Genomic DNA, 22,421 nt, shown 5'->3' on the forward strand with positions numbered 1-22,421 from the left:
GGATACGCCACGGCGTGGGCTTATTCGGCCAGCACCGGGGCCGCTGGGGCGTTGGTTTTGCGCAGCGGCAGCTCCGGAATCAGCAGGGTAGCGCCAAGGCCCAACACCACCAACCCCATGGTGATGCGGTAAATATTGTTGATAGCCACGACAAACGCCTTCCGCACCTCCGGCGCCAGTTGGCCGCCCGCAGGGGCCGCAACGGCGGGCAGGGCCGGGCCTTCGCTCACTACAACCTGCTTGGGCGAAGTTCGGCTGGTTGCTGCGGCTTGGGTGGGCAGCGTTTGGGCCAGTTGCAGGGTAAGCACGGTGCCCAGCAATGCCGCTGCCACCACGCCCCCAATTTGCCTAAAAAACTGGCTGGCCGAAGTGGCTTGCCCAATCAGGCGCGGCTCGGTAGCGTTTTGCACCGCCAGGGTGTAAAGCGGCATGCTGGGCCCCACGCCCACGCCGCACACAAACACGTAGAGCAGCACTTGCCAGTAAGTGGTACTGGCCGAGAGCGTCGTCATCAGCCAGAGGCCTACCAAAAGCAAGGCGCCGCCGGCCAGCATCCAGCGTTTGTACTGGCCGCCCCGCCTCGATACCATTTGCCCGGCCACGTTGGAGCCCGTTACCACACCTAGGGACAGCGGAATCAGGCTCATGCCCGCGCGCGTAGCCGAGGTGCCCAGCACGTTTACCATAAACAGCGGCTCGAAAATGATGATGCTCAGGAAGGTGCCGCCCAGCAGAAACAACGCTGCGTTGGCCGAGCGGAACACCGGGTTGCCAAACAGGCCGAAATCCAGAATGGGGTGTTCGGAGCGCACCGAGCGCAGCACAAATGTGGCCAATAGCAGGGACGCCGCGCCCAGCAAGCCCAGCGTGGTGGCCGAGGCCCACGGGTACGTTGCTTTGTTGAGCTGCAAGGCCACAATAAGCCCGCCTACTCCGCCAATCAGCAGCAAGGCAGCTGAAATATCGAGGCGGGTGCTGGCGCCGGTGGGGGGCAGCTTGGGCATGTTTTTCAGGATAAACCACAGGGCCACGGCACCTAGGGGCAGGTTCACGTAAAACACCAGCCGCCAGCCAGCCACGCCGGGCAACAGGTTGTCGCCTAGGTCGGTGAGCAGGCCGCCTAAAAAAGGACCCAGCACCGATGAAATGCCGAACACCGCGCCCACGTAGCCTTGGTACCGCCCGCGCTCGGCCGGCGGAAACAAATCGGCGATGATGATGAAAGCCAGGGCAAACAGCCCCGCGCCGCCAAATCCCTGCACCACCCGGAAAAAAATCAGCTGGCTCATGCCGTCGCCGAGCAACGGCAGCGGGCCAAACTCCCCGGCCAACCCGCACAGCGCCGAGCCGAGCAAAAACACCGATACGGCCACAATCTCGATGTTGCGCCGCGGAAACGTATCGGCCAGTTTGCCATAAATAGGCACCAGCGCCGTGCTGGCAGCTAGGTAGGCCGTGGCCACCCACGTAAACCGCTCCAGCCCCTGCAAATCGGCCACAATGCGAGGCAGCGCCGTCGACACGATGGTTTGATCGAGGGCGCCCAAAAACATGGCAATCAGGACGCCGGCCAGGGTAAGCATTCGGTCGCGGTGCGTAAGCGGGTGGTGCATTGGGCGTGGGGTTGCTGAAGCCTGGCATACGTAAAATACCCAGGTGGGAGTGCTACAACGACCGCTAAGAAGCATAATCGGCCCGACACACCGGCTATCTTTACGGCCTTTTATGGAACACCTCGACGCTACGCTGGCGCTGCTTTGTGCCTTTGCTTTTCTGGCTGGTTTTGTTGACTCGATTGTGGGCGGCGGCGGGCTGATTCAGCTACCCGCCATGTTGCTGCTGCTCAAGGGCGTGCCGGTGCCCACGGTGCTCGGCACGGGCAAGGTGTCGTCGGTGGCCGGTACGGCGGCGGCGCTGCGGCGCTACGCGGGCCAAGTGCCCATTCGGTGGCAGGCAGTAGGGGCGGCGGCCGTTGCGGCTGGGGTGTTTTCGTTTCTGGGGGCGCGGGTGGTGTCGCTGCTGCCCTCGGAGCTGCTGCGGCCGCTGGTGCTGGGCTTGCTGGTAGTTATTGCCATCTACACCTTCTGGCGCAAAGATTTCGGCTCCATTCATGCGCCGCGCCTTCCCGAAAGCCGCGAGCCATACTACGGCGTGCTCATCGGCGTGCTAATTGGGTTTTACGACGGGTTTTTCGGGCCCGGTACCGGCAGCTTTCTGCTGTTCGCCTTCGTCGGAGTTTTTGGCTACAACTTCCTGAGCGCGTCGGCCTCGGCCAAGGTGGTGAACGTGGCTACTAACCTCACGGCCCTGGCTTATTTCGCCTACACCGGGCATATTCTGTGGCAAGTGGCCCTGCCCATGGCCGCCTGCAACATGCTGGGCTCCAGCCTAGGTGCCCGTACGGCGCTCAAGCAAGGGGTAGGCTTTGTGCGGGTGCTTTTCCTAGTGGTGGTCGGCGGCATCATTCTCAAGCTCGGCGCCGATACGTTCGGGCTGCATTTCTGACCTAGGGATGCAGCGCGGTGTAGCGCGGACTTTGGCTACGCCGACCTTCGGTTGTGGTCCGCGTCCCCGGATAGTAGCTTCTGCTACCTAGGTCGATTATCAGAGAAATGTATCTGGGGGCTGCGGACTACAACCGAAGGTCGGCGTTGCCACAGTCCGCGCTTCAACCAAAAAACCGGCCCGCCCCACCAATTGGTGGGGCGGGCCGGTTTGCCTTGCTGTACCTGGGTTACTCCTCGCCGCGGCCGGGCGGCAGGCCGGGTACGGCATTGCCTTGGTTGCCCTGCACGCTCGGCACACCCATTTTCTTCTCGCGGGCTTTCTGGTACTTGTCGAACTGGGCAGCCGTGAGCACGTCCTTCAGCGCGGCCATGCGCGATTGGCCAATGTCTTCGATTATCACGTTGAGCTTGCGCAAGTCGGCGCGGTGCCGGATGCGGGCTTCCTCCACTTGCCGCACGCTGCGGATGTTTATCTGGCGCACTTTTTCTTCCTGCTGCGGGCTAAGGGCCAATGCTTGTTTCAGGCTTTGCGTAAGGCCGTTGGCTTGCGCTTCAATCTTGGCTTCGTCGGGCTTGGCGGCGGGAGCAGCGGTGCCGCGGGTTTTGGCGGTGGCATCGGCCGGTTTGGGCTTGGTGGCGGCCGTTTGGGCCCAGGCGGCGGGCGCGGTAGCCAGCAGCGCGGCGGTCAGCAAAATCGATTTCTTCGGGATGTTCATCTTGTTCGGTAGGCAAAGTGGCCAACGCATGGCGCAGGCGCTCGGCACTGCGAAAATAGCGTGCCAGAGTTCTATTAGCAGCTGAACGCCGCACGCGCCGTAATTATTCCCGGGCCCGCGCAAGTTTGGCAATTGCCCTAGGTGCCTGTAACCTTTGGCGCCGGTTGGCAATAGAAGGAGGCATGAAGCAACCATCCTCTCGCAATACGTGGCTAAAAGCCGTCGGCATAGGTGCCGCCGTGGCCGCCGCTGCCCTATGGGCCAACCGCCGCGGATCATATGATTTGCGCGGCAAAGTAGTGCTGATTACGGGCGGCTCGCGCGGCCTTGGGCTGGTGCTGGCACGGCAGGCCGCCGCCGAAGGCGCCCGGGTGGCCATTTGCGCCCGCGACCCCGACGAGCTGGAGCGCGCCCGCAAAGAGCTGCTGGCCGAAGGCACCGAAATCCTGGCGTTGTCGCGCGACCTCAGCGACGAAACCGAGGTGCGCACCATGGTAGCCGAAGTGCGCAACGAACTGGGCCCTATTGATGTGCTCATCAATAACGCGGGCATCATCACGGGCGGCCCCTTGGAGCACATGGACGTGCGCGACTACCAGGAGTCGATGGACATCCACTTTTGGGCCGCGCTGCACGCCATGTACGCCGTGCTGCCCGACATGAAACGCCGCCGCGAGGGGCGCATCATCAACGTTGCCTCGGTGGGCGGCAAGGTAGCCGTGCCGCACCTGGCCCCGTATTGCGCCAGCAAGTTTGCGCTGGTGGGCTTGTCCGAAGGCTTTCGGGCCGAGTTGCTGCGCTACGGCGTATACGTTACCACCGTGTGCCCCGGCCTGATGCGCACCGGCTCGCCGCGCCAAGCCATCGTGAAGGGGCAGCACTTGCTCGAGTTTGCGTGGTTTATGGTGGCCGACTCGCTGCCGGTGCTCACCGTTAGCGCCGGCTACGCCGCCCGGCAAATCTGGAACGCCGCCCGCCGCGGCGATGCGGAGCTGATCCTGGGCATGCCGGCCAAACTCATTTCGTTGCTGCACGGCATTGCGCCCGGCACCGTAGCCAACGTGCTCAGCATGGCCAACCGCACCCTGCCCGGGCCCACCGGAGAGGAGGGCAACGAGCGGCGCCGCGGCTTCGAAAGCGAATCGGCCGTTACCCGCTCGTGGCTGACCACGCTCACGCGCAAAGCCGAGCGCGAAAACAACGAGCGCAACAACCACTCGCCGTACCCTGCCTAAACCCTAGGTGGGGCCGGCTTCGTAAAAAAAAGCCGGGCCGGCGTACCGAGCTATCGAAACTCTTCCCATCTTTACCGCATGCACCTGTTCAGCCAGTCATACTATTATTATTACCCGACCTGCCAGCCCACCGGCTTCGGCAACGGTCGTGTATGTACGACGGCATCCGAGCAGACCTTGTAACGTCTCCGCGAAACCGCTTCATACCGCCCCCGTCCGATAGCCGGACGGGGGCTTTTTGTTTTTACCCCACTTCAAACCCTAGGTGCCATGCAAGCCCTCCAACAACATTACGACCAGTACACCGCCGAAGACCGCCAAGTGTGGCAATTGCTCTTTGAGCGCCAGTTACAAGCCCTGCCCGGGCGCGCCGCCCCCGAGTTTATGGAAGGCCTGGCGCGCATTGGCTTCACGGCCGACCGCATCCCCGATTTTCGGCAGGTAAACCCGGTGCTGCGCCGCCTCACGGGCTGGGAGCTGGTGGCGGTGCCCGGCATCGTCGACGATGCCGTGTTCTTCGGGATGCTGGCTGCCAAGCAGTTTCCGGCCACCACGTGGTTGCGCAAGCTCTCGGAGCTCGATTACCTGGAAGAGCCCGACATGTTCCACGACGTGTTTGGCCACGTGCCGCTGCTTACCAACGCCGAGTTTTGCCGCTTTTTGCACCAGTTAGGCCACATTGGCCTGCGCCACGCCTCCGACCCAGCCGCCGTGGAGCTGCTGGCGCGCCTGTACTGGTTTACGGTTGAGTTCGGGCTGATTCGCGACGCGGGCAGCGGCGAGGCGCGCATTTACGGCGCGGGCATTTTGTCGTCGGCCGGCGAAACGCGCTACAGCCTCGGCGACGAGCCCACGCGCCTGCCTTTCGGCGTGGCAACCGTGCTCGATACCGCTTTTCGCAAAGACGAATTCCAGACCCAATACTTCGTGCTGGAGTCGCTCGATCAGCTGTACGCCACGCTGCCGCAGGTGCAGCAGCAGCTGCGCGAAGTCATTGTAGCGGAGTTGTAGTAGTCTGCCCGCCGCGGCGTAATCGTTCGCAACAAAAAGCCCCTAGGTGACCGAACACCTAGGGGCTTTTTGTTGTGGGTTGACACACGCGTTAAAATCGCCTGAAAAACAAAAACGCCCGACCGCGGTGCGGTCGGGCGCCCCCGTTGGGTGGAGCCAACGGGACTTGGGAAATCGTTCGGCTTAGTGAGCGAAAGTGCTCACGTAAGTGGTAGCGTTGGCGCCTTCGCCTTCGGTTAGTTTCAGGCGGAGGGTGTTGGCCGATAGTTCTTCTACTGCAAACTTGCGCTCCGAATCACCTACCTTCACGGTGAGGGTCTTGGCGTCTTCGCTCAGGGTGTAAGAGCCAGACTTTTGCTGCTCTACCTGCGGGTTTGCTTTGGTGGCACCCTCGTCGAGCACGTAGCGGCCGTCGGTGGTGAACTGGGTGAGGTTGTCGCGCAGCGTGGATTTCATGTGCGCAAACATGCTTACGGTTACGGCCGCTTCAGCACCGGCCGGTGTCGATACGGTGGCAAGGTCCGTCATTTGCCATTGTCCGGCTGCAAGTAATTGCTGCGGGGTCTGCTGCACCTGTGCTTCGGCTTTAGCGGTGGGCTGCGCTACTTCTTCCAACTCTTTCTCACACGATGCCAGGCCAGTAAGGGCCAGCGCCAAGCTCAGGTAAACGGGCAGTTTCTTCATGAAAACAGGTAATGGGTTTGGTGAAGAAAAATGAGCAACTACACTCAGGCTTTTTTGCATTCTATACACTTTCCAACTTCTCGCCTCAAGGGGTTTTGAGCACCCTTTGTCGCCGTTGACAATGCTAAACTAAAAAACGTTTTTCAGACTTTCGCGGAAAAAGTCAATAATTCAAACATTATGTTCGGAAAGTGCCATACAATTTTATATTGTACTTTATTACGTCCTTAAAATACAAAAGCTGCCAGCGTAAAACGCTAAGCAGCTTTTGGTTAAAGGCGGTTTGTAAACTTGCGCCCTAGGTTTCTTTTTGGCACACGGGGCAGAAGTAGGTTGCCCGGCCGCCTACATACTTTTTTACTATTGTCGATTGGTCGGCCGGGCAGCGCTTATAATCGTCGGATTGGGGCACCGGGTAGGCGTCCCATTCGCGGGCATGTATGATAAAAGAAAGAGGGAAGCGTTGGTAGCTGGCTTCGTGCTCGATGGCCGTGCGCAACACCAGCTGAATGGCCGCGTGCAAGCGGCTAACCTCGGCAGCGTTCAACGACGCCGCAATGCGCTCCGGATGAATGCCCGCCTGAAACAACACTTCGTCGACAATCCAATTGCCCAAGCCAGCGGCAAGGCGTTGGTCGAGCAGGGCGGGTTTCACCAGAGTTTTCCGGCGGCCCAACGCTGCTGTCAACTCTTCGGGGGAAAGGTCGAGGGCATCGGGCCCTAGGTGCTTTTCGCGTTGGTAGGCGGCCACGCTATCGGCCACCCGAATGCGGCCAAACTTGCGCGGATCGATGAATGCCACGCGCAGGCCGTCGGCCAGATGAAAGGCCACGCGCGTGAAGCGCGGCCGGTCGTGGTCGTCGCGGTAGGCGCCTACGTCTCCCGTCATGCCAAAATGCAACACCAGCACTTGCCCGGTCGAAAGCTCCAGAAAGCAGTTCTTGCCCAAGCGCTGCGTGGCCAACACGGTGGCGCCCACCAAGGCAGCGCGCAGCTCGGCTTCCTTGGTTACCAGCACGTGAGCATCGAGTACCTCCACGGCAGCAAGGCGCTGGCCCACCACGAGCGCATCGAGAAAACGGCGGTAGGTTTCGACTTCGGGTAATTCAGGCATTTACAGCAAAGCGTAAAGATTAACCAACTGCAGCGGCGCGGCCCCGCCGCACAAGCTCGTCGGTACATAAACCCAGCCGTTGGCAGAACGTTCCGCAGTTAGTTGCCAGTTGCCAGTTATTGGTTGTTAGTTATCAGAGGATGACCAACTGGCAACTGGCAACCGACAACTCACAGCTCTAACTGTCCCGCTACCAATACCGCCGCGGAGCCGCTTATCTGTACGGTTTCGATGGCTTCGCGGGGGCCCACCACGCGTACCTGCACGGTACCGGGGCGGTTCATCCAGTGGCCTTGTTCGGCCACAAACTCGGGGCCGGGCAGGTAATTGTGGTGCCAGAGGTACGCGGCCATAGCGCCGGTAGCCGAGCCCGTTACAGGGTCTTCGGTAATATCGGGCGGAGTGCCGAAGTGGCGCGCAAAGGTGCGGCCGGCCGGGGTAGCCCCGCCCAGGCAAAACAGGTGCGGGCTGAAAAAGTCGCTGCTGCTTCTGTACTTATTATAAGTGTTCGCATCAGGGGCTTGCGCGCGGCGAAGTGCTTCGTGGTTGCGCAGCAGTACCATGAGCTGCGGCGTGCCGGTGCTTACGGTTTGGATGGGCGCGCCGGGCAACACGTCGTCGGGCGTGAGGCCAAACAAGGGCATTACCGCGGCAGCATCGTGCACGGCCCCGAACACAGGGCGGCGCTGCGTCATGGTAACCTGCAGGGGCTGCGTAGGTGTGGGCGGCGTAATGTCAACGCCGATGGGGCCATCGCGCAGCTCAAATTGCATCGACACCGGGCCATTGGTTAGCGAAACCCGGCCGGCGTGCACCAGCGCAGCGGCCGTAGCAATGGTGGGGTGGCCCGCCAGGGGTATTTCTTCGGCCGGCGTAAAGTAGCGTACGGCTACCTCGGCCAGCGACGAGCGGCGCACAAACGCAGTTTCCGACTGGTTGAACTCACGCGCCAGCCGCTGCATGGTGTCGGCAGAAAGGTCGTCGGCATCGAGCACCACGGCGCAGGGGTTGCCGCCCATAGGCCGCGTGGTGAAAGCATCGACAAGCAAAAACGGATATGCGGGCATGGTGAGGGCAGTTAGGGTAGGGCACAGCAATGATAAGCTTCGGGAAGCAAACCTAGGGGCGCGGGGCGTTGGCCGGGCCGCCAACAAAAAAGCCAGCCTCCTGAAAAGAAGCTGGCTTTGAAAACGTTGGCTTAGCGCACCTAGGAAGGATCGGTGAGGCGGCCAATTTGTTGGCCTTGGGGGTTGAAGATGCCGCCCTGCGCGCTCACATAGAGCATGCGCTGCTGCACATCCACCAACACGAAGGGGAAATCGGGGCTGGTGGAGCGTGTAAGGCGTCCCACAACGGCCGCCGTGCGCTCCTGCGAATCGAGCCGAACCACGTTGAGATTGCGGGTTACGTAAAGCGGGTCGTGGGGGCTGTTGCGGAAGGTAAGCTTGCCCAAGAAACCCGACGAGGCCGGTTGCACCACGGCTGGGCGCGGCGCGGCTGCCGCGCGGGTGGCTACGGCTACCGGCTGCGCCGAGGGTGCTGCCCCGCGTAGGCTGGCCATAATTTGCTGATTGGCCTGCTGCCAACCGCGCCCGATGGCCGTAAGGCGGGTGGGGCGGCCGGGGTGAGTGGGCGAGTCGTAGTCCTGGGCTACCATGGCCATGGCGGTTTGCGCTTCGGCCAGGCTGGCGCCCATCTTGCGCAGCACAAAACCCGAAAACTCATCGGCCTCCAGCTCGTCGGCGGGGTTGGAGCCGCCGGGCTTAAGGGTGTGGCCGTTGAGGTGGTGGCCCATTTCGTGGGCCAGTATGCTGATGCCGGCCCAGTCGGTGCGGCCCGCGCGGTTCACGGCGCCCACAAACTGAGGATTGTATAGCAGGAAGCGCTTGCCCCCGTACACCACGGCGGCGGCGTTTTCAACTTGGGTAGTGGCGCGCAACTCAAAGCGCGGCTTCAGGCCCACGACATCCGTGATTTCCCGCAGCACATCGCGCTGCGGGGCTGGCTGAGCAGCCATGGCCTGCCCGCCCGTAAGCAGGCTCCAGCCAAGGAGCACGCCCGAAATAAGGCGGCGAAAAATGCGGTTGTGGTTCATGAAATAGTCCTTTAAGCCTTGGGCAGAGTAGTGCAATTTTGCTGCCAGTTTTTAACCGCAGCGGCGTCGTGTAGTGCCTTGTTTATAACGCAGCAAGCCAGGTTTTTCGTTTGTTTCTGCTTAAAAAATTAAGCGTCGGAATTAAGCTGCCCGCGTAGCTGTTGGCTACCAATCGGAAACCTTGCTGGGGTATAATCCCGGACAAGTACAAAGCAGCACGTATGACCAAACGCCGACCGTTCGCTTTCCTGTTGTTTTCCTTGCTTGCAGCCGCAGGCACTGCTCAAGCACAAGAGACTTGCATGCTCGAGCCGGTTGCATTGAGCCGCCGGGCCACCGAGGCCTCGCTTGTGGTGGAGGCGCGCATAGTGGGCCAGCAAGCCGTAGCCGACGCGGCAGGGCGCATCTTTACCGTTAGCCAACTCGAGGTTTACAAAGTGTTTCGGGGGCAGGTGCCGGCTGCCGGGGTGCAACTGGCCGAGCCCGGTGGCTCCCTAGGTTTGCGCCGCGAAGAAGTAAGCGGCACCGCCGGGCTAGAGGTGGGGCAGCAAGGCCTGTTTTTTCTGGAGGCCGACCCCGCGGCGCCCCGCCCGGGCGCGCTGCGGCTGTACGCCGGTCCGCAGGGCTTCGTGCGCTACGATGCCGCTACCCACGTGGCCGCAGAGCCGTTTGGGCGCTACAACTCCATCGAAAACGATTTGTACCCGGCCGTGGAGCGCCTTACCGGGCGGCGTTTTCAGGAACTGCGGCGCAACGCCGAGCTGAGCACGCCCACGGTGGTGGCGCGCGGCACGGCGGCACCTGCCATTAGCAGCTTTTCGCCGGCCATCTTGTCGGCGGGCACGGGGGAGGTACTTACCATCCAAGGTTCGGGTTTTGGCAGTACGCGGGGCACCGGCCGGGTCGAGTTTCCGAACGCCGACCAGGGGGGCAGCTCGCGCGTAGCCGCCAACAGCACGGATTACGTGTCGTGGTCGGACACCAAAATTGAGGTGCGGGTGCCCTCGAGCGCCAACGGCGGCGGAGCCGGTTCGGGTAAATTTGTGGTGTATGCCGAAGGCGGCGCCAGCGCCACCAGCGCCACCAGTCTTAGCATTGTTTTCTCCTACAGCAACATCGGCAGTACGCCAGCGCGCGCCCGTCTCATCAACAAAGACAAGCAAGGCGGCTACACGCTTCAGTACAACGCCACGTTTGGCGACCGGCCGGCAGCCCGTTCGTCGTTTGAGCGTGCCCTAGGTACCTGGGCCGCCGCTACCCGCGTGAACCGCCGGATGGGCAGCTTTGCAACCACCACCACGGCCGCCTCCGATGGGGTGAACGTAATTCGCTTCGATGTGGGCACTGAGCTGCCAGCAGGCGTGCTGGGCCGCACCACCTCGTACTACAGCGGCTGCTCCACGGGGGGCGTTACGTATTGGTCGGTGGCCGAAACCGACTTCACGTTCAACGACGACACGAACTGGAACTTCGCCGCCACGGCGCCCTCGTCGTCGCAATACGATTTCGAAAGCGTTGCCCTGCACGAGCAAGGCCACGCGCACCAATTGGGGCACATCATTCGGCCGGGCGCGGTAATGCACTACGCCATTGCCAACGGGCAGCAGTCGCGCACGCTCAGCGCTGAAAGCGACATTGCCGGCGGCCTCAGCGTCGTGGATTTCAGCCTGAAAAGCCCTAACCCTTGCGACTTTGCCCTGATTCAGCTGCTGCAAGCGGCCGCGCCGTTGCCCGTGGAGCTGGTTGGGTTTGCGGCCCGTTACGAGCCCACCCTGCCGGGTACGCGCCTTAACTGGGCCACGGCCAGCGAGCTGAAAAGCAGCTACTTTGCTGTGCAAGCCGCCGACGAAGCCAATGCCGCTACCTGGCAGGAGGTGGCTCGCGTAAGCGCCGCCGGGCAAAGCAGCATCCGCCGCACCTACGAGGCCACCGACGCGCGCGCCCTAGGTACCGGGCAGGTGCGCTACTACCGCCTGCGTCAGGTGGATACCGATGGTTCGGAGCATTTTTCTGCCCCCGTAGTGGTGGCGGGCCTGGGTGCCGTTGCGGAGCTGCAAGCTTTCCCGATCCCGGCAACGGATGTGCTGCAGGTGCAGGGGCCGTTGGCCTCGGCTACCTCCGGCGTGCGCATTGTGCTGCTTGATGCGGCGGGCCGTTTGGTGAAAGAACTGCGCCTGCCGGCAGGCGCCAGCTCGGTCCAACTGCCCGTAGCCGAGCTGCGCAACGGCCTCTACACGCTGCAATGGCAATCCGATGGCAGCAAACCCCTGAGCCGGCGCGTACTAGTGCAGCACTAGTAGCATCCGAAGTTCGATAAACCCGAAGCCCCGCCATGGTGAACCTTGGCGGGGCTTCGGCTTTGTTTTCGGGAGTAATCAGCGTGCTTAGTTATTCCGCACCTGCACGAGCGACGAACAGCTTGGGTGGGTAATAAAGAGTGTTTTCCTAGGTCGCGAAACAGCTGCAATGGCGCAGCAGCTCGCCGGCATGATGCGCCCGCTTTTACATGGAAGCAAGCCGGGGCAAAGCCGTTTCGTGCTAGTTAGCTGGTAGCACCAACTACCCCTTAATTAATGGGCTGAACACCTAGGCAGGTTGCTTTTGAACCGGGGCGGCGGGGCGTTGCCGCTCGCCTATTTGCTGGCGCCACATGGCGTAGTACAAGCCTTTGCCTTCGAGTAGCTCGTCGTGGCGGCCGGCCTCCACCACGCGCCCGCGCTCCAGCACAAAAATGTGGTCGGCGTGCAATATGGTGCTCAGGCGGTGGGCAATAAGGATGGTGAGGTGCTGGCGCGTGGCCGACAGCTCGCGCACCGTCCGGCTGATTTCCTCTTCGGTGAGCGAGTCGAGGGCCGAAGTGGCCTCGTCGAACACGAGCAGCGTGGGGTGGCGCAGCAGAGCCCGCGCGATGCTCAGGCGCTGCTTTTCGCCGCCCGAAACCTTCACGCCGCCTTCGCCAATCACGGTGTCGAGGCCCAGGGGCGCGCGGCGCAGCAACGAGTCGGCAGCGGCCTGGTGCAGGGCGCGCAGGCATTCCTCGTCGGTGGCGTGCGGGGCCACAAAGCGCAAATTGTCGCGGATGGTACCGGCAAACAGCTGTGCATCCTGCGTCACGAAACCGATTTGCTCGCGCAAGGCATCGAGGTCGAGGTCGGTGCCGGGCACGTCGTTGTACAATATGCGGCCTTGGGCGGGCGCGTACAGGCCTACCAGCAGCTTTACGAGGGTGGTTTTGCCCGAACCCGATGGCCCCACAAACGCCACGGTTTGGCCCAGCTCGGCGCGGAAAGAAATGCCGTCGAGCGCGGCGGTGCTGGCCGATGCGTGCTGGAATTGTACTTGCTCGAACTCCAGGGTGCGCAGCTGCCCAATCGACCTAGGCGCGGCGGGTTTGGCCTCGCGGGGCGTGTCGAGGATTTGCTGAAAATTGGCTAGCGAGGCTTCGGTTTCGCGGTAGATGTTGATGATGTTGCCCAGCTCCTGCAAAGGCCCGAAAATGAAGAACGAGTAGATGAACAGCGAGAAGAATTCGCCCACCGTAATGCGCCCGTCGAACACGAGGTACAGCATCAGCAGCAAAATGCCGTTGCGCAGCAGGTTTACGCACGTGCCCTGCACAAACGCCAAGGAGCGGATGTAGCGCACTTTTTTCAGCTCCAGCGCCAAAATGCGGCCGGTGGTGTCGTTCAGGCGTTTGGTTTCTTGCTGCGCCAAGCCCAGGCTCTTCACCAGCTCGATGTTGCGCAGGCTCTCGGTGGTGGAGCCCGCCAGCGCCGTGGTTTCGGCCACGATGGTTTTCTGGATTACCTTGATTTTTTTGCTGAGCACCGACGACAAAATGCCCAGTACCGGAATCGTGATAAAGTAAATGGGAGCAATGAGCCAGTACACCGAAATGGCGTACACCACCACGAAGATGATGCCCACCAACGAGGTAAACAGCACGTTTACGAACGACGAAATCAGCCGCTCCACATCGGTGCGCACCTTTTGCAACTTGCCTAGGGTTTCGCCCGAGCGCTGATCCTCAAATATTTGGTACGGCAGGTCGAGCGAGTGCCGCAGGCCATCGGAGTACAGCTGCGCACCTAGGCGCTGCGTGATGACGTTGACGTAGTAATCCTGAAAGTTTTTGGCGATGCGCGACACCATGGCCACGCCCATGGCCGCCAAAATCAGCACGCCGGCGCCTTCCATAAAGCCCGTGGCGCCCAAATCGTGCTTGCGGCCCGCGGGCAACACCACGTACTGGTCGATTACCTTCCGGAAGATCCACGGATCGAGCAGCGAGAAAATTTGGTTGACGGCCGCCAGCAGCAAGGCCAGCGCCAGCAGGCCCCAGTACTGGCGCAAGTACCCATACAATAGTTTCATGCGGCGGAAGGTAGGAGGAAAGACGCCTAACAACCACTGCGCATGCGGTAAGTTTCGGGGCCTGGGTTAAGGCTGCGTGCCGGCGTCCTGTATTTCGGGCCGGGCATCGGGGGCCACGTCGGCAAAAGCCTGCTGCACGCGGGCATTGGGCTTGCTGAGCACCAGCCTAACCGAGCGCCGACCTAGGCGCTTTTGGTAGCGCAGCAGCAGCTCGCGGGCTGCAGTGGGCATGTGGTGCAACCGGCTGCAGTCAACCCAAACGCTGGTTTTGCCGCTGCGCCACGCTTGTTGCAAGCAGCGCGCCAAGGTGTCGGCGGCGGTGCCGTTCGCCGATACAGGGCTTTCGGTAAGCATCAGAACGTACCGATCAGGCAGAATTTCGTGGTGCACATCCATGGCAAAGCGCAGCGTTTGGGGTGCTGCCGCGCTGTTATACGCGCCTAGGTGCCGAAAGGGTAGAGCAGGGGCAGTCAGCAATCGGCCATGCATAACATCAGGCAAGCGGCCGAGGTTGAGGCGCCGGGCCAAAATACGTATTTCACGCCGGCCAAAATCCGTATCAGTGCTGGGCAGGCCGGGTTTTGGGGCGCGTTACTTTGTGAAAGTGGGCTGCCTGTCAAATGCGGCAACTGGTACGACTTCAGGTGTGGTGTCGTGCCAAGGCAGGCGGCCCGCTTTTTTTGCGCGGCACCTAGGCGCAGCCGCGGGCTCGTTGCCGCGCAGCTGCCGGTAAATGCCCCGCGGCCGCCGCGGCAAGGCAAAATTTTCGCTTTGAGAATCAGTTTCATCAGGCTGCCGACGAGTTTTTTTTGAACAGGGCTATTGCCTTGAAAAACCGGCCGGCTATCTTTGCATCATCAAACGACACCGGCGCTGCGCAAGCAACTAACTGGTCCGTTCGTCTAGGGGTTAGGACTGCAGATTTTCATTCTGCCAACAGGGGTTCGATTCCCCTACGGACTACACCGCTTGTCGTTTGAAACTTTCGAAACCCGCCCGGTACCGCACCGGGCGGGTTTTTTGCTTTTCCCCCGCAGGCGTGTACCTTCGCCGCGCATTCTCACTCTGGCCCGGCGCGCGGGCCACTAACCCGTTTTTCTTCCCCTTATGGCTAAAATTAAAGTTGCCATCAACGGCTTCGGCCGCATCGGCCGCCTGACGTTCAAGTCGCTGCTGAGCCGCCCGAACGTGGAGGTAGTCGCCATCAACGACCTGACGGATAACAAGACGCTGGCTCACCTGCTGAAGTACGACTCGGTACACGGCCGCTTCGATGGCACCGTTGAGTACGATGAAACTAGCCTGACCGTAAACGGCCAGCGCATTGCCGCTTTGGCTGAGCGCGACCCGAAGTTGCTGCCCTGGGGCGAAATGGGCGTTGACGTGGTGCTGGAATCGACCGGCCGCTTCACCGACGAAGCTGGCGCTGGCCAGCACATTACGGCTGGTTGCAAAACGGTTGTTATTTCGGCTCCGGCTACCGGCAACATCCCCACGGTGGTGCTCGGCGTAAACGAAGACATCCTGACCGGCTCGGAAACCATCCTCTCGAACGCTTCGTGCACCACCAACTGCCTGGCTCCCATGGCCAAGGTGCTCGACGACGCTTTCGGCTTGGAGAAAGGCTACATCACCACGGTGCACGCCTACACCTCCGACCAAAATCTGCAGGACGCGCCGCACAAAGACCTGCGCCGCGCCCGCGCCGCTGCTTACAGCATCATCCCAACCAGCACCGGCGCCGCTAAGGCGGTAGGCCTGGTGTTGCCCCACCTGAAGGGCAAACTGGATGGCGTGGCCATGCGCGTGCCCGTGCCGGATGGTTCGTCGACCGACTTTGTGGCTGTGCTGAAGCGCGAGGTCACCAAAGACGAAATCAACGCCGCCATGAAAGCCGCTGCCGAAGGCCCCATGAAAGGCATTCTGGAGTACAGCACCGATCCACTGGTAAGCATCGACATCGTGGGCAACACGCACTCGTGCATCTTCGACTCGGAGCTGACCTCGGCCAACGGTACGCTGGTGAAAGTGGTGGGCTGGTACGACAACGAGGCCGGCTACAGCACCCGCGCCGCCGACCTGATCGAGAAGCTCGGCAACTTCAACAAGTAATTTGCCCTAACACCTTTTTGCAACGCCCGCTCCGCCACCCGGCGGGGCGGGCGTTGCTGCGTGTGGCGCTGGCCGCCTACTTCGCGTAACTTGCCCCGCCATGACGCCCGACTGCCGCCGCCTGTGTTTTATTTTTAACCCGATTTCGGGCACCAACCGGCGCTTCGATTTGCCGGGTTTGCTGAGCCGGCAATTGGGCAACACACCCGGTCTGTACTACGAAGTTCAGCCCACGCACTACGCCGGCCACGCCGAGGAACTGGCCCGCACGGCAGCCGCCAACGGCTTTGGCGTGGTGGTGGCCGTGGGCGGCGACGGTACCGTGAACGAAGTGGGCCGCGGGTTGCTAGGTACAGGCGTGGCCATGGGCGTGCTGCCCCGCGGCTCGGGCAACGGCCTGGCACGGCACCTAGGCATTCCGCTGGGCATGGCCGCGGCCGTGAGCTTGCTGCGCCAGCCGCGCGTGCTGCCCATTGATGTGGGGCGACTCAACGGCAAACCGTTTTTTTGCACGGCGGGCCTAGGCTTCGATGCCCACGTGAGCCGCTGCTTTGCCGCGGCGGGCACACGCGGCTTGGCTACTTACGTGCGCGTGGCTTTGCGCGAGTACGGCCGCTACCGCGCCACCCCTGTGCAAATCGAGGTGAACGGACAACTGCTGCGCACCACTTGCTACGTACTGGCCTTCGCCAACGCGGCCCAGTACGGCAACAACGCCTATATTGCTCCGCTGGCCAACATCCGCGACGGGTTGTTGGATATGTGCCTGATCGACGAAATGCCGCTTAGCCGGGCGCTGCGCGTGGCTTACGGGCTGGCGGCCGGCGACCTGCCTACCTCCGGCGCGGCCGCTTACCACACCACCCATACCGTGCGCGTGCGCAGCGAGCAACCGCTGGGTTTTCACCTCGATGGCGACTTCGCCGGCGAAGCCACCGACGTATCCGTAGCCCTCGAGCCCCAAGCCCTGCCAGTGGTGGTGGGCCATTCGTTTACGCAATAGCACCTAGGCCCAGCACCGCGGCCAGGGCCCGATAACGCATACATTCGCACTTACCATGGCAAAAAACCACCGCAACCGCGACGGGGTGGTGTACTCCACCAACCCCGAATTTGAGTACCAAGACCAAGACGCCGGCACCGACGCCCAAACCCCGCCGCCGCAGCAACAGCAGCTGCGCGTGCAGCTCGACCGCAAGCAGCGCGGCGGCAAGCAAGTAACGCTGATTACCGGCTTTATAGGCCGCGACGAAGACCTGCAAGCCCTAGGTAAACTTCTGAAAACCAAGTGCGGAGTGGGCGGCAACGCCAAAGACGGCGAAATCCTGATTCAGGGCGACTTTCGCGACAAAGTGCTGGCCGAACTCATTGCCCAGGGCTACAAAGCCAAAAAAATCGGCGGCTAGGTGCACGGACACGTCTGGAGCGGCAAGGCCAACGTATAGCCACCACCTGACCTTCGCCTCGATGAACCCTTGCCATGCTCTGCCTAGGTGCGGCAGCTCCGATCTGCCCGCGCCACATGCTGCGGTAACCACCCAAACCCGCTGCGCACATGAGTAGCCGCTTCGAACTCATTGAGGGCTACGTACGCGGTCTGGCGCAGTGGCTGAAGCTCGGCGTGGAGGCCGTGGGCGCGGGCGTTATCGGTATTGGCGTGGTGGTGGCCTTGGTGCGGCTGGTGCCCATGCTGCTGCGCCGGCGCGGAGCCAATTTTACGGCTGTGCGCCTGCTGCTCGCGCGGTACCTGGCTTTGGCGTTGGAGTTTCAGCTCGGCGCCGACATCCTCTCTACGGCTATTGCGCCAACCTGGGAGCAAATCGGGCAGTTGGGCGCCATTGCCGTCATCCGAACGGTGCTCAATTATTTCCTGTCGAAGGAAATGCGCGAGGAGCAAGCCTCGGTGGCCGAAGAAATTGTGGATCAAAAAAGCCAATCGGGTTTGGCTCCCTGATGCTACGGCAGGCGCCCCAAGCTGCACCCTCTCCTGCTACGGAACACCGCCTAGGTGCTTGGGTACTGGCCGGGCCGCTGCAGGTAAGCAAGCGCCCGAGCAACGTCTTCGGGGGTATCGATACCGATGGTTTCGAGGGCGGTTTCGGCCGTCCGGATGCGAAAACCGTGTGTTAGCCAGCGCAGTTGCTCCAGCGACTCGGCCAGCTCGAGCGGGGCCGGCGCCAGCTGCGTAAGCTGCTGCAGCACGGCCGGGCGGTAGGCGTACAAGCCAATGTGCCGCAGGTAAGGGTGGTGCTGCAGCCACTGCTCCTGCGGGTGCTGGCGCAGGTAAGGAACAGGGTGCCGGCTGAAGTACAGCGCCTCGGCCTGGGCCCCGAGCACTACCTTGGGCAGGTGCGGGCTAAGCAACTCTTCGAGGTTGAGCACGGGCTTTACGAGCGTGGCGATTTGCGTGTTAGCATCGGCAAAAAGGGCAAGCAGGGCGTTGATTTGCGCGGCGTGCACAAACGGCTCGTCGCCCTGAATGTTTACCACGCAATCGGCCGGGGTGCCTAGGTGCTGGTAGGCCTCCCACACGCGGTCGGTGCCGCTGGGGTGGTCGGGGTTGGTTAGCACGGCCTCGCCGCCAAAACCCAGCACGTGCTTCCGGATGCGCTCGTCGTCGGTGGCCACTACCACGCGGCTGAGGTTGGCTTGCCGGGCCTGCTCCACCACGCGCTGTATCATCGATTTGCCGCCTAGGTCGATGAGAGGTTTGCCGGGCAGGCGGGTAGAGGCGTATCGGGCCGGGATAATGCCGATGCTGTGCATAAGGGTGCTGATATTCAGAAGTGAGCCCCGGGCAAGCTAGCGGCAGCCGCCGAACTTGCCAAGCGCGGTAAAATTGGCACGATCATAGACAAAATCCCGCTCAGCAGGCATAATTCCGTATCTTTCGCCAGCGTAGTCACTCGTGGGCAACGCCTTACCCCGTCGAATTAAACTGCCCTTGGTGCAGTACGACACCCTCCTTATGAGCCGAATTTCGCATACTCTCTCCGCCTTCTTTTTACTCTGCCTGCCTGTTGCTGCTTTAGCAAACCCTGTGCTGCCGCCCGATTCGGTGGGCGTGGTTACGCGTCAGAACAAAACCTACGTACGCCACCGGGTAACCGCCGGCGAAACCCTTTACGGGTTGGCCCGCCGCTACCGCGTGAGCGTTGAGGACATCATGGAAGCCAACCCGAGCATCAAGGGCGCGCTGGTTTCGGGGCAGGAGGTGTTGGTGCCGCGCGTGCGGGCCCTGGTGCCGGCAACGGCGCCCAAAGCCGCCGCGGCCACCACTACCGGAACCGAGGCTCCCACCGCCGCGGCCCGCAGCCTGCCCACCGATGCCAAGGGCAACCGCGTGTACAAAGTGCAGCCGGGCCAAACGCTGTTTGCCATTTCGCGCAAGTTTGGCGTGGCGCCCGCGGCGTTGCAGCGCTACAACAAGCTAGCCACCAACGGCGGCGTTAAGGTGGGCCAAACCCTAATTATCGTGCCCGCTGGCGGCGCTGCTGCGGCCGCCGAGCCGGCAGTGGCTGCTGCTAAGCCCGTGCCCACGCCGCCCACCGCCCGCCCCGAGCGCGACGATGAGACCGAGAAAGAGCGCGCCAAGGAACGCGAGCGGGAAGCCGACCGCGAAAAAGAACGCGAAGCTGCCAAAACCAAGGAGGCCGAAGCCACGCGCGAGAAGGATGTAGCGCCTCCCAGCCCCACCGCCACGCCCGCCGACGAGCCCACGCGCGCCAGCGAGGTTGTGCGCAAGGTTACCGAAAGCGGCCTGGCCGCGGTAATCGAGGGCGGGAACTCCGAAAAATACCTCGCCCTGCACAAAACCGCGCCGGTGGGCACCATCATGATGGTGCGCAACATCATGAACGGCCAGGTGGTGTACGTGCGTGTAATTGGCAAACTGCCCGACACCGGCGACAACTCCACGGTGCTTATTCGTCTTTCGAAAAAAGCTGTGGCCAAGCTGAATACGCCCGATCAGCGCTTCCGCGTCGAAACCTCGTATTTGCCCGATTAAGCTGCTGCGGTTTACTGCCGCACCCGAAGGTTCGTATTTTATGTAAGCCCGACCTTTGTCGGGCTTACTGCTTTTTTACCCGTTGCCCCGTGACGCCCGACCAACTTCAAGCCCTGCTCAACGACCGATACGAACGGTACAACCAGCCCTCGTTTATCGCCCCCGATCCGATAAGTCTGCCGCACCGCTTCAGCCGGCAGCAGGATATCGAAATCAGCGGGCTGTTTGCGGCGTTGCTGGCCTGGGGCAAGCGGAGCATTATTCTGAAAAAGGGCCACGAACTGCTGGAGCGGATGGACAACGCGCCGTACGATTTCATCCGAAACCACCACGACGACGACCTCCGTGGCCTGGAACGCTTTTGTCACCGCACGTTTTGCGACACCGACCTGCTGTACTTCGTGCATTGGTTGCGCTGGTACTACCAGCAGCACGACTCGTTGGAGGATGCCTTTTTGAGCGGCAACACGCAGCGCGAACGGCTGATTAACTTCCACAATCTGTTTTTCAGCCTGCCCGATGCGCCCGAGCGCACCCGCAAGCACGTGGCTACGCCGGCGCGCAACTCGGCTTGCAAACGCCTGAACATGTACCTGCGCTGGATGGTGCGCCGCGATGCCCGCGGCGTTGATTTCGGTTTGTGGCAACACCTTTCGCCCGCCGACTTGGTGTGCCCCTGCGATGTGCACGTGGAGCGCGTAGCGCGCCGCCTGGGTTTGCTGCACCGCAAACAGCTCGATTGGCAGGCTGCCGCCGAGCTCACCGATAATCTGCGCCAACTCGACCCCGCCGACCCCGTGAAGTACGATTTCGCGCTATTTGGCCTAGGTATCGAGGAGAATTTTTAAGCGGGGCAGCCAGGGTTAATTTTGTCGCGCGTTCAGAAAACGCTCCATGGCCGAAATGGTGGCTACGGGCGCGCTCAGGTGCGGGTAGTGCCCGCTCGTATTCAGCACGGCTAATTGGCTGGAGGCCAAGTGCTGGTGCAGATACTCGCCCACGGCTACCGGCACAATAAAGTCGTCGGCCGATTGCAAAATCAGCGAAGGCACCTGCACTTTGGGCAGCTCGGCCCGCGTGTCGCTCAAAAACGTAACGCGCCCGAATTGCGCGGCCACCGCCGGATTGAGGCACAAGAAGTTGCTGATGAGCTCTTCGGTGAGTTCGGGCCGGTCGAGGTTGCCCATAACCTGCGGCGCCAGCGAACTGCTCCAAGCCTTGAAGTCGCTGCTCAAAAAGGCTAGCAAATCTTCCACTTCCTCGCGCTCGAAGCCCCCGATGTAATTGCTGTCGTTGATATACCTAGGCGAAGCTCCGATGAGTACCAGCTTGGCAAAAAGCTCGGGGCGTTGAATGGCGGCCAGCACGCTGATGATGCCGCCCACGGAGTGCCCCACGCACACTACTTCGGTGAGTTGCAAGGCCTCCAACACCTCCAGCAAATCGGAGGCGTAGCGCTCAAGGTTGTCGTAGCGGTTGAGGTCGTAGGCTTCCGGGTCCGACTGGCCGGCCCCTACGTGGTCGAGCAGCACCAAACGGTAACTGCTGGAAAAAGCAGGGGCCACAAACCGCCAGGCCTGCGTGTCGCAGCCAAAACCGTGTACAAAAACCATAGCCCGGCTGCCGCTGCCGAAGGTGACAACGTTGTTGCGCTTAAGAATATTCATGGGTATCGGTAATAGGATAGTTAGATGATAACGCAATTAAAGTACCATAAACCGGCAATATTGCAAGGCCGACAACGCGACCTATATATAACTGCCCAGCGGGGCAATGGTTGCGGTTGGTCGCTTGCCCAATTTACAACTGCTTATTCTTCTGGCTATGACATCGACGGCCGTTGCTACCGAGGCGTTGGTTTGCGAGTGCCGCATTACGCGGCCCCTGTTGCTGTACGCTAGCATTACCGGGCTGGCGTTGGCTTTTCTGCTAGGGTTGGTAGGGGTGATGCTGCTGAGCGGTGCCTTTAGCCAAACCGGCGAAACCGACCTAGGGCCCGGTTTGCTGGTGTTGCTCGTGGCCTTGCCGGGTTTGGTGCTGATGTGGCGGCTCTTGCTGCGCGCGCAGCCGCAATACCAGGCGACGTTAGCGGGCGGGGTGCTCGAGCTGGTGCCGTTGGGCCGCGCTGCCCGCCAGAACGCTTCAGCATATCGTATTGAGTTGAGTAACATCAGCGGCTACGTACGCACGTACCAAGCCAATGCCCTGTTTTTGCGCTTGCACCTCGCCGGCAAGCAAGTGCTGCGCCTCGTGGCCGAACCACGGCCCGTGCGGCTTCCTGCCGAGGCACCTTGGGTAGGCCTGGAGGCAGTTGCCGATCAGCTTATTGCGCAGCTGCACGCAGGGCAAGGTGCGGGGGCCAGTCTCGAGCGTCCGAATTTTTTTCAGGGAGTAGTGGGCCATGTGCTGGCCGGGTTCTGCGCCGTGGGTTTTCTGTTGGGCATCGGGCTGTTGCTAGCCCCGGGTGTAGACTGGACGCAGGGCTCGCGCTTGCTCGTGTTCAGCTCGATGTACCTAAGCGTGTACGCGGCCAACCGGCGCAAAACGGCCGCGCGGCCGTAGTT

21 protein-coding genes and 1 tRNA gene are annotated in these 22,421 nt (G+C 61.8%); 12 read left to right on the plus strand and 10 right to left on the minus strand.

The annotated features are described in order from the left end of the window. Positions 1 to 20: 20 nt before the first annotated feature. On the minus strand, positions 21 to 1,613 hold the full coding sequence (locus D3Y59_RS03190) for an MDR family MFS transporter (RefSeq protein ID WP_240410493.1): 1,593 nt from the start codon (positions 1,611 to 1,613) through the stop codon (positions 21 to 23). A 112-nt stretch (positions 1,614 to 1,725) separates the two neighbouring features. Here D3Y59_RS03190 and D3Y59_RS03195 point away from each other — a divergent pair, with 112 nt between their 5' ends. Then, on the plus strand, positions 1,726 to 2,505 hold the full coding sequence (locus D3Y59_RS03195) for a sulfite exporter TauE/SafE family protein (RefSeq protein ID WP_119443741.1): 780 nt from the start codon (positions 1,726 to 1,728) through the stop codon (positions 2,503 to 2,505). Positions 2,506 to 2,734: 229 nt separating this feature from the next. Here the strand turns inward: D3Y59_RS03195 and D3Y59_RS18710 are convergent, their stop codons facing one another. After that, complete coding sequence (locus tag D3Y59_RS18710) at positions 2,735 to 3,223, minus strand: hypothetical protein (RefSeq protein WP_119443742.1); 489 nt, start codon at positions 3,221 to 3,223, stop codon at positions 2,735 to 2,737. A gap of 182 nt (positions 3,224 to 3,405) precedes the next feature. On the opposite strand from D3Y59_RS18710, the gene D3Y59_RS03205 reads away from it, so the two are divergent. Both D3Y59_RS03205 and phhA read left to right on the plus strand, forming a co-directional pair. After that, positions 3,406 to 4,458: an SDR family NAD(P)-dependent oxidoreductase gene (locus D3Y59_RS03205; RefSeq protein WP_119443743.1), complete on the plus strand. Its 1,053-nt coding sequence runs from the start codon at positions 3,406 to 3,408 to the stop codon at positions 4,456 to 4,458. A gap of 270 nt (positions 4,459 to 4,728) precedes the next feature. Beyond that, positions 4,729 to 5,469 carry a phenylalanine 4-monooxygenase gene (phhA, locus tag D3Y59_RS03210; protein ID WP_119443744.1) on the plus strand — a complete coding sequence of 247 codons (741 nt, stop codon included), beginning with the start codon at positions 4,729 to 4,731 and terminating at the stop codon, positions 5,467 to 5,469. Between the two features lie 183 nt (positions 5,470 to 5,652). Here phhA and D3Y59_RS03215 read toward each other — a convergent pair whose 3' ends face one another. From D3Y59_RS03215 to D3Y59_RS03230, 4 genes are all read right to left on the minus strand, one after another. Next, on the minus strand, positions 5,653 to 6,153 hold the full coding sequence (locus D3Y59_RS03215) for a lipocalin-like domain-containing protein (protein WP_162910509.1): 501 nt from the start codon (positions 6,151 to 6,153) through the stop codon (positions 5,653 to 5,655). Positions 6,154 to 6,451: 298 nt separating this feature from the next. Next, positions 6,452 to 7,267, minus strand: a complete 816-nt coding sequence (mutM, locus tag D3Y59_RS03220) for a DNA-formamidopyrimidine glycosylase (protein ID WP_119443746.1) — start codon at positions 7,265 to 7,267, stop codon at positions 6,452 to 6,454. 170 nt (positions 7,268 to 7,437) lie between these two features. Further along, positions 7,438 to 8,334, minus strand: coding sequence for a PhzF family phenazine biosynthesis protein (locus D3Y59_RS03225; protein ID WP_119446296.1), 897 nt, complete (start codon positions 8,332 to 8,334; stop codon positions 7,438 to 7,440). Between the two features lie 140 nt (positions 8,335 to 8,474). Continuing rightward, a complete protein-coding gene (locus D3Y59_RS03230; protein WP_119443747.1) occupies positions 8,475 to 9,362 on the minus strand; it encodes a M48 family metalloprotease in 888 nt (295 codons plus the stop codon). 302 nt (positions 9,363 to 9,664) lie between these two features. Between D3Y59_RS03230 and D3Y59_RS03235 the strand changes: the two genes are divergently transcribed. Further along, positions 9,665 to 11,659: a matrixin family metalloprotease gene (locus D3Y59_RS03235; protein ID WP_162910510.1), complete on the plus strand. Its 1,995-nt coding sequence runs from the start codon at positions 9,665 to 9,667 to the stop codon at positions 11,657 to 11,659. Between the two features lie 289 nt (positions 11,660 to 11,948). Here D3Y59_RS03235 and D3Y59_RS03240 read toward each other — a convergent pair whose 3' ends face one another. Then, a complete protein-coding gene (locus D3Y59_RS03240) occupies positions 11,949 to 13,736 on the minus strand; it encodes an ABC transporter ATP-binding protein (RefSeq protein WP_119443749.1) in 1,788 nt (595 codons plus the stop codon). Between the two features lie 66 nt (positions 13,737 to 13,802). Beyond that, on the minus strand, positions 13,803 to 14,225 hold the full coding sequence (locus D3Y59_RS03245; protein WP_119443750.1) for an STAS domain-containing protein: 423 nt from the start codon (positions 14,223 to 14,225) through the stop codon (positions 13,803 to 13,805). Between the two features lie 402 nt (positions 14,226 to 14,627). Between D3Y59_RS03245 and D3Y59_RS03250 the strand changes: the two genes are divergently transcribed. The 5 genes from D3Y59_RS03250 to D3Y59_RS03270 all read left to right on the plus strand — a co-directional run bounded on the left by D3Y59_RS03250 (position 14,628) and on the right by D3Y59_RS03270 (position 17,802). Continuing rightward, positions 14,628 to 14,699: transfer RNA gene (locus D3Y59_RS03250), tRNA-Glu, on the plus strand. A 144-nt stretch (positions 14,700 to 14,843) separates the two neighbouring features. After that, positions 14,844 to 15,848, plus strand: coding sequence for a type I glyceraldehyde-3-phosphate dehydrogenase (gene gap / locus D3Y59_RS03255; RefSeq protein ID WP_119443751.1), 1,005 nt, complete (start codon positions 14,844 to 14,846; stop codon positions 15,846 to 15,848). Positions 15,849 to 15,948: 100 nt separating this feature from the next. Beyond that, positions 15,949 to 16,851, plus strand: coding sequence for a diacylglycerol/lipid kinase family protein (locus tag D3Y59_RS03260; RefSeq protein WP_119443752.1), 903 nt, complete (start codon positions 15,949 to 15,951; stop codon positions 16,849 to 16,851). A gap of 55 nt (positions 16,852 to 16,906) precedes the next feature. After that, complete coding sequence (locus D3Y59_RS03265; protein WP_119443753.1) at positions 16,907 to 17,254, plus strand: translation initiation factor; 348 nt, start codon at positions 16,907 to 16,909, stop codon at positions 17,252 to 17,254. A 149-nt stretch (positions 17,255 to 17,403) separates the two neighbouring features. Next, positions 17,404 to 17,802 carry a DUF1622 domain-containing protein gene (locus tag D3Y59_RS03270; protein WP_119443754.1) on the plus strand — a complete coding sequence of 133 codons (399 nt, stop codon included), beginning with the start codon at positions 17,404 to 17,406 and terminating at the stop codon, positions 17,800 to 17,802. 50 nt (positions 17,803 to 17,852) lie between these two features. Here D3Y59_RS03270 and kdsB read toward each other — a convergent pair whose 3' ends face one another. Then, positions 17,853 to 18,614 carry a 3-deoxy-manno-octulosonate cytidylyltransferase gene (gene kdsB, locus D3Y59_RS03275; protein WP_119443755.1) on the minus strand — a complete coding sequence of 254 codons (762 nt, stop codon included), beginning with the start codon at positions 18,612 to 18,614 and terminating at the stop codon, positions 17,853 to 17,855. A 274-nt stretch (positions 18,615 to 18,888) separates the two neighbouring features. Between kdsB and D3Y59_RS03280 the strand changes: the two genes are divergently transcribed. Together D3Y59_RS03280 and D3Y59_RS03285 are read left to right on the plus strand one after the other, a co-directional pair. Next, positions 18,889 to 19,857 (plus strand): LysM peptidoglycan-binding domain-containing protein, encoded by a 969-nt coding sequence (locus D3Y59_RS03280; RefSeq protein WP_162910511.1) that lies wholly within the window; start codon positions 18,889 to 18,891, stop codon positions 19,855 to 19,857. Positions 19,858 to 19,946: 89 nt separating this feature from the next. Further along, positions 19,947 to 20,705, plus strand: a complete 759-nt coding sequence (locus tag D3Y59_RS03285) for a TIGR02757 family protein (RefSeq protein WP_119443757.1) — start codon at positions 19,947 to 19,949, stop codon at positions 20,703 to 20,705. A 15-nt stretch (positions 20,706 to 20,720) separates the two neighbouring features. Here the strand turns inward: D3Y59_RS03285 and D3Y59_RS03290 are convergent, their stop codons facing one another. After that, positions 20,721 to 21,524 (minus strand): alpha/beta fold hydrolase, encoded by an 804-nt coding sequence (locus D3Y59_RS03290; protein ID WP_119443758.1) that lies wholly within the window; start codon positions 21,522 to 21,524, stop codon positions 20,721 to 20,723. A 157-nt stretch (positions 21,525 to 21,681) separates the two neighbouring features. On the opposite strand from D3Y59_RS03290, the gene D3Y59_RS03295 reads away from it, so the two are divergent. Next, positions 21,682 to 22,419, plus strand: coding sequence for a hypothetical protein (locus tag D3Y59_RS03295; RefSeq protein WP_119443759.1), 738 nt, complete (start codon positions 21,682 to 21,684; stop codon positions 22,417 to 22,419). Positions 22,420 to 22,421 lie beyond the last annotated feature (2 nt).

This window comes from Hymenobacter oligotrophus, from assembly GCF_003574965.1.
Lineage (GTDB): Bacteria > Bacteroidota > Bacteroidia > Cytophagales > Hymenobacteraceae > Solirubrum > Solirubrum oligotrophum.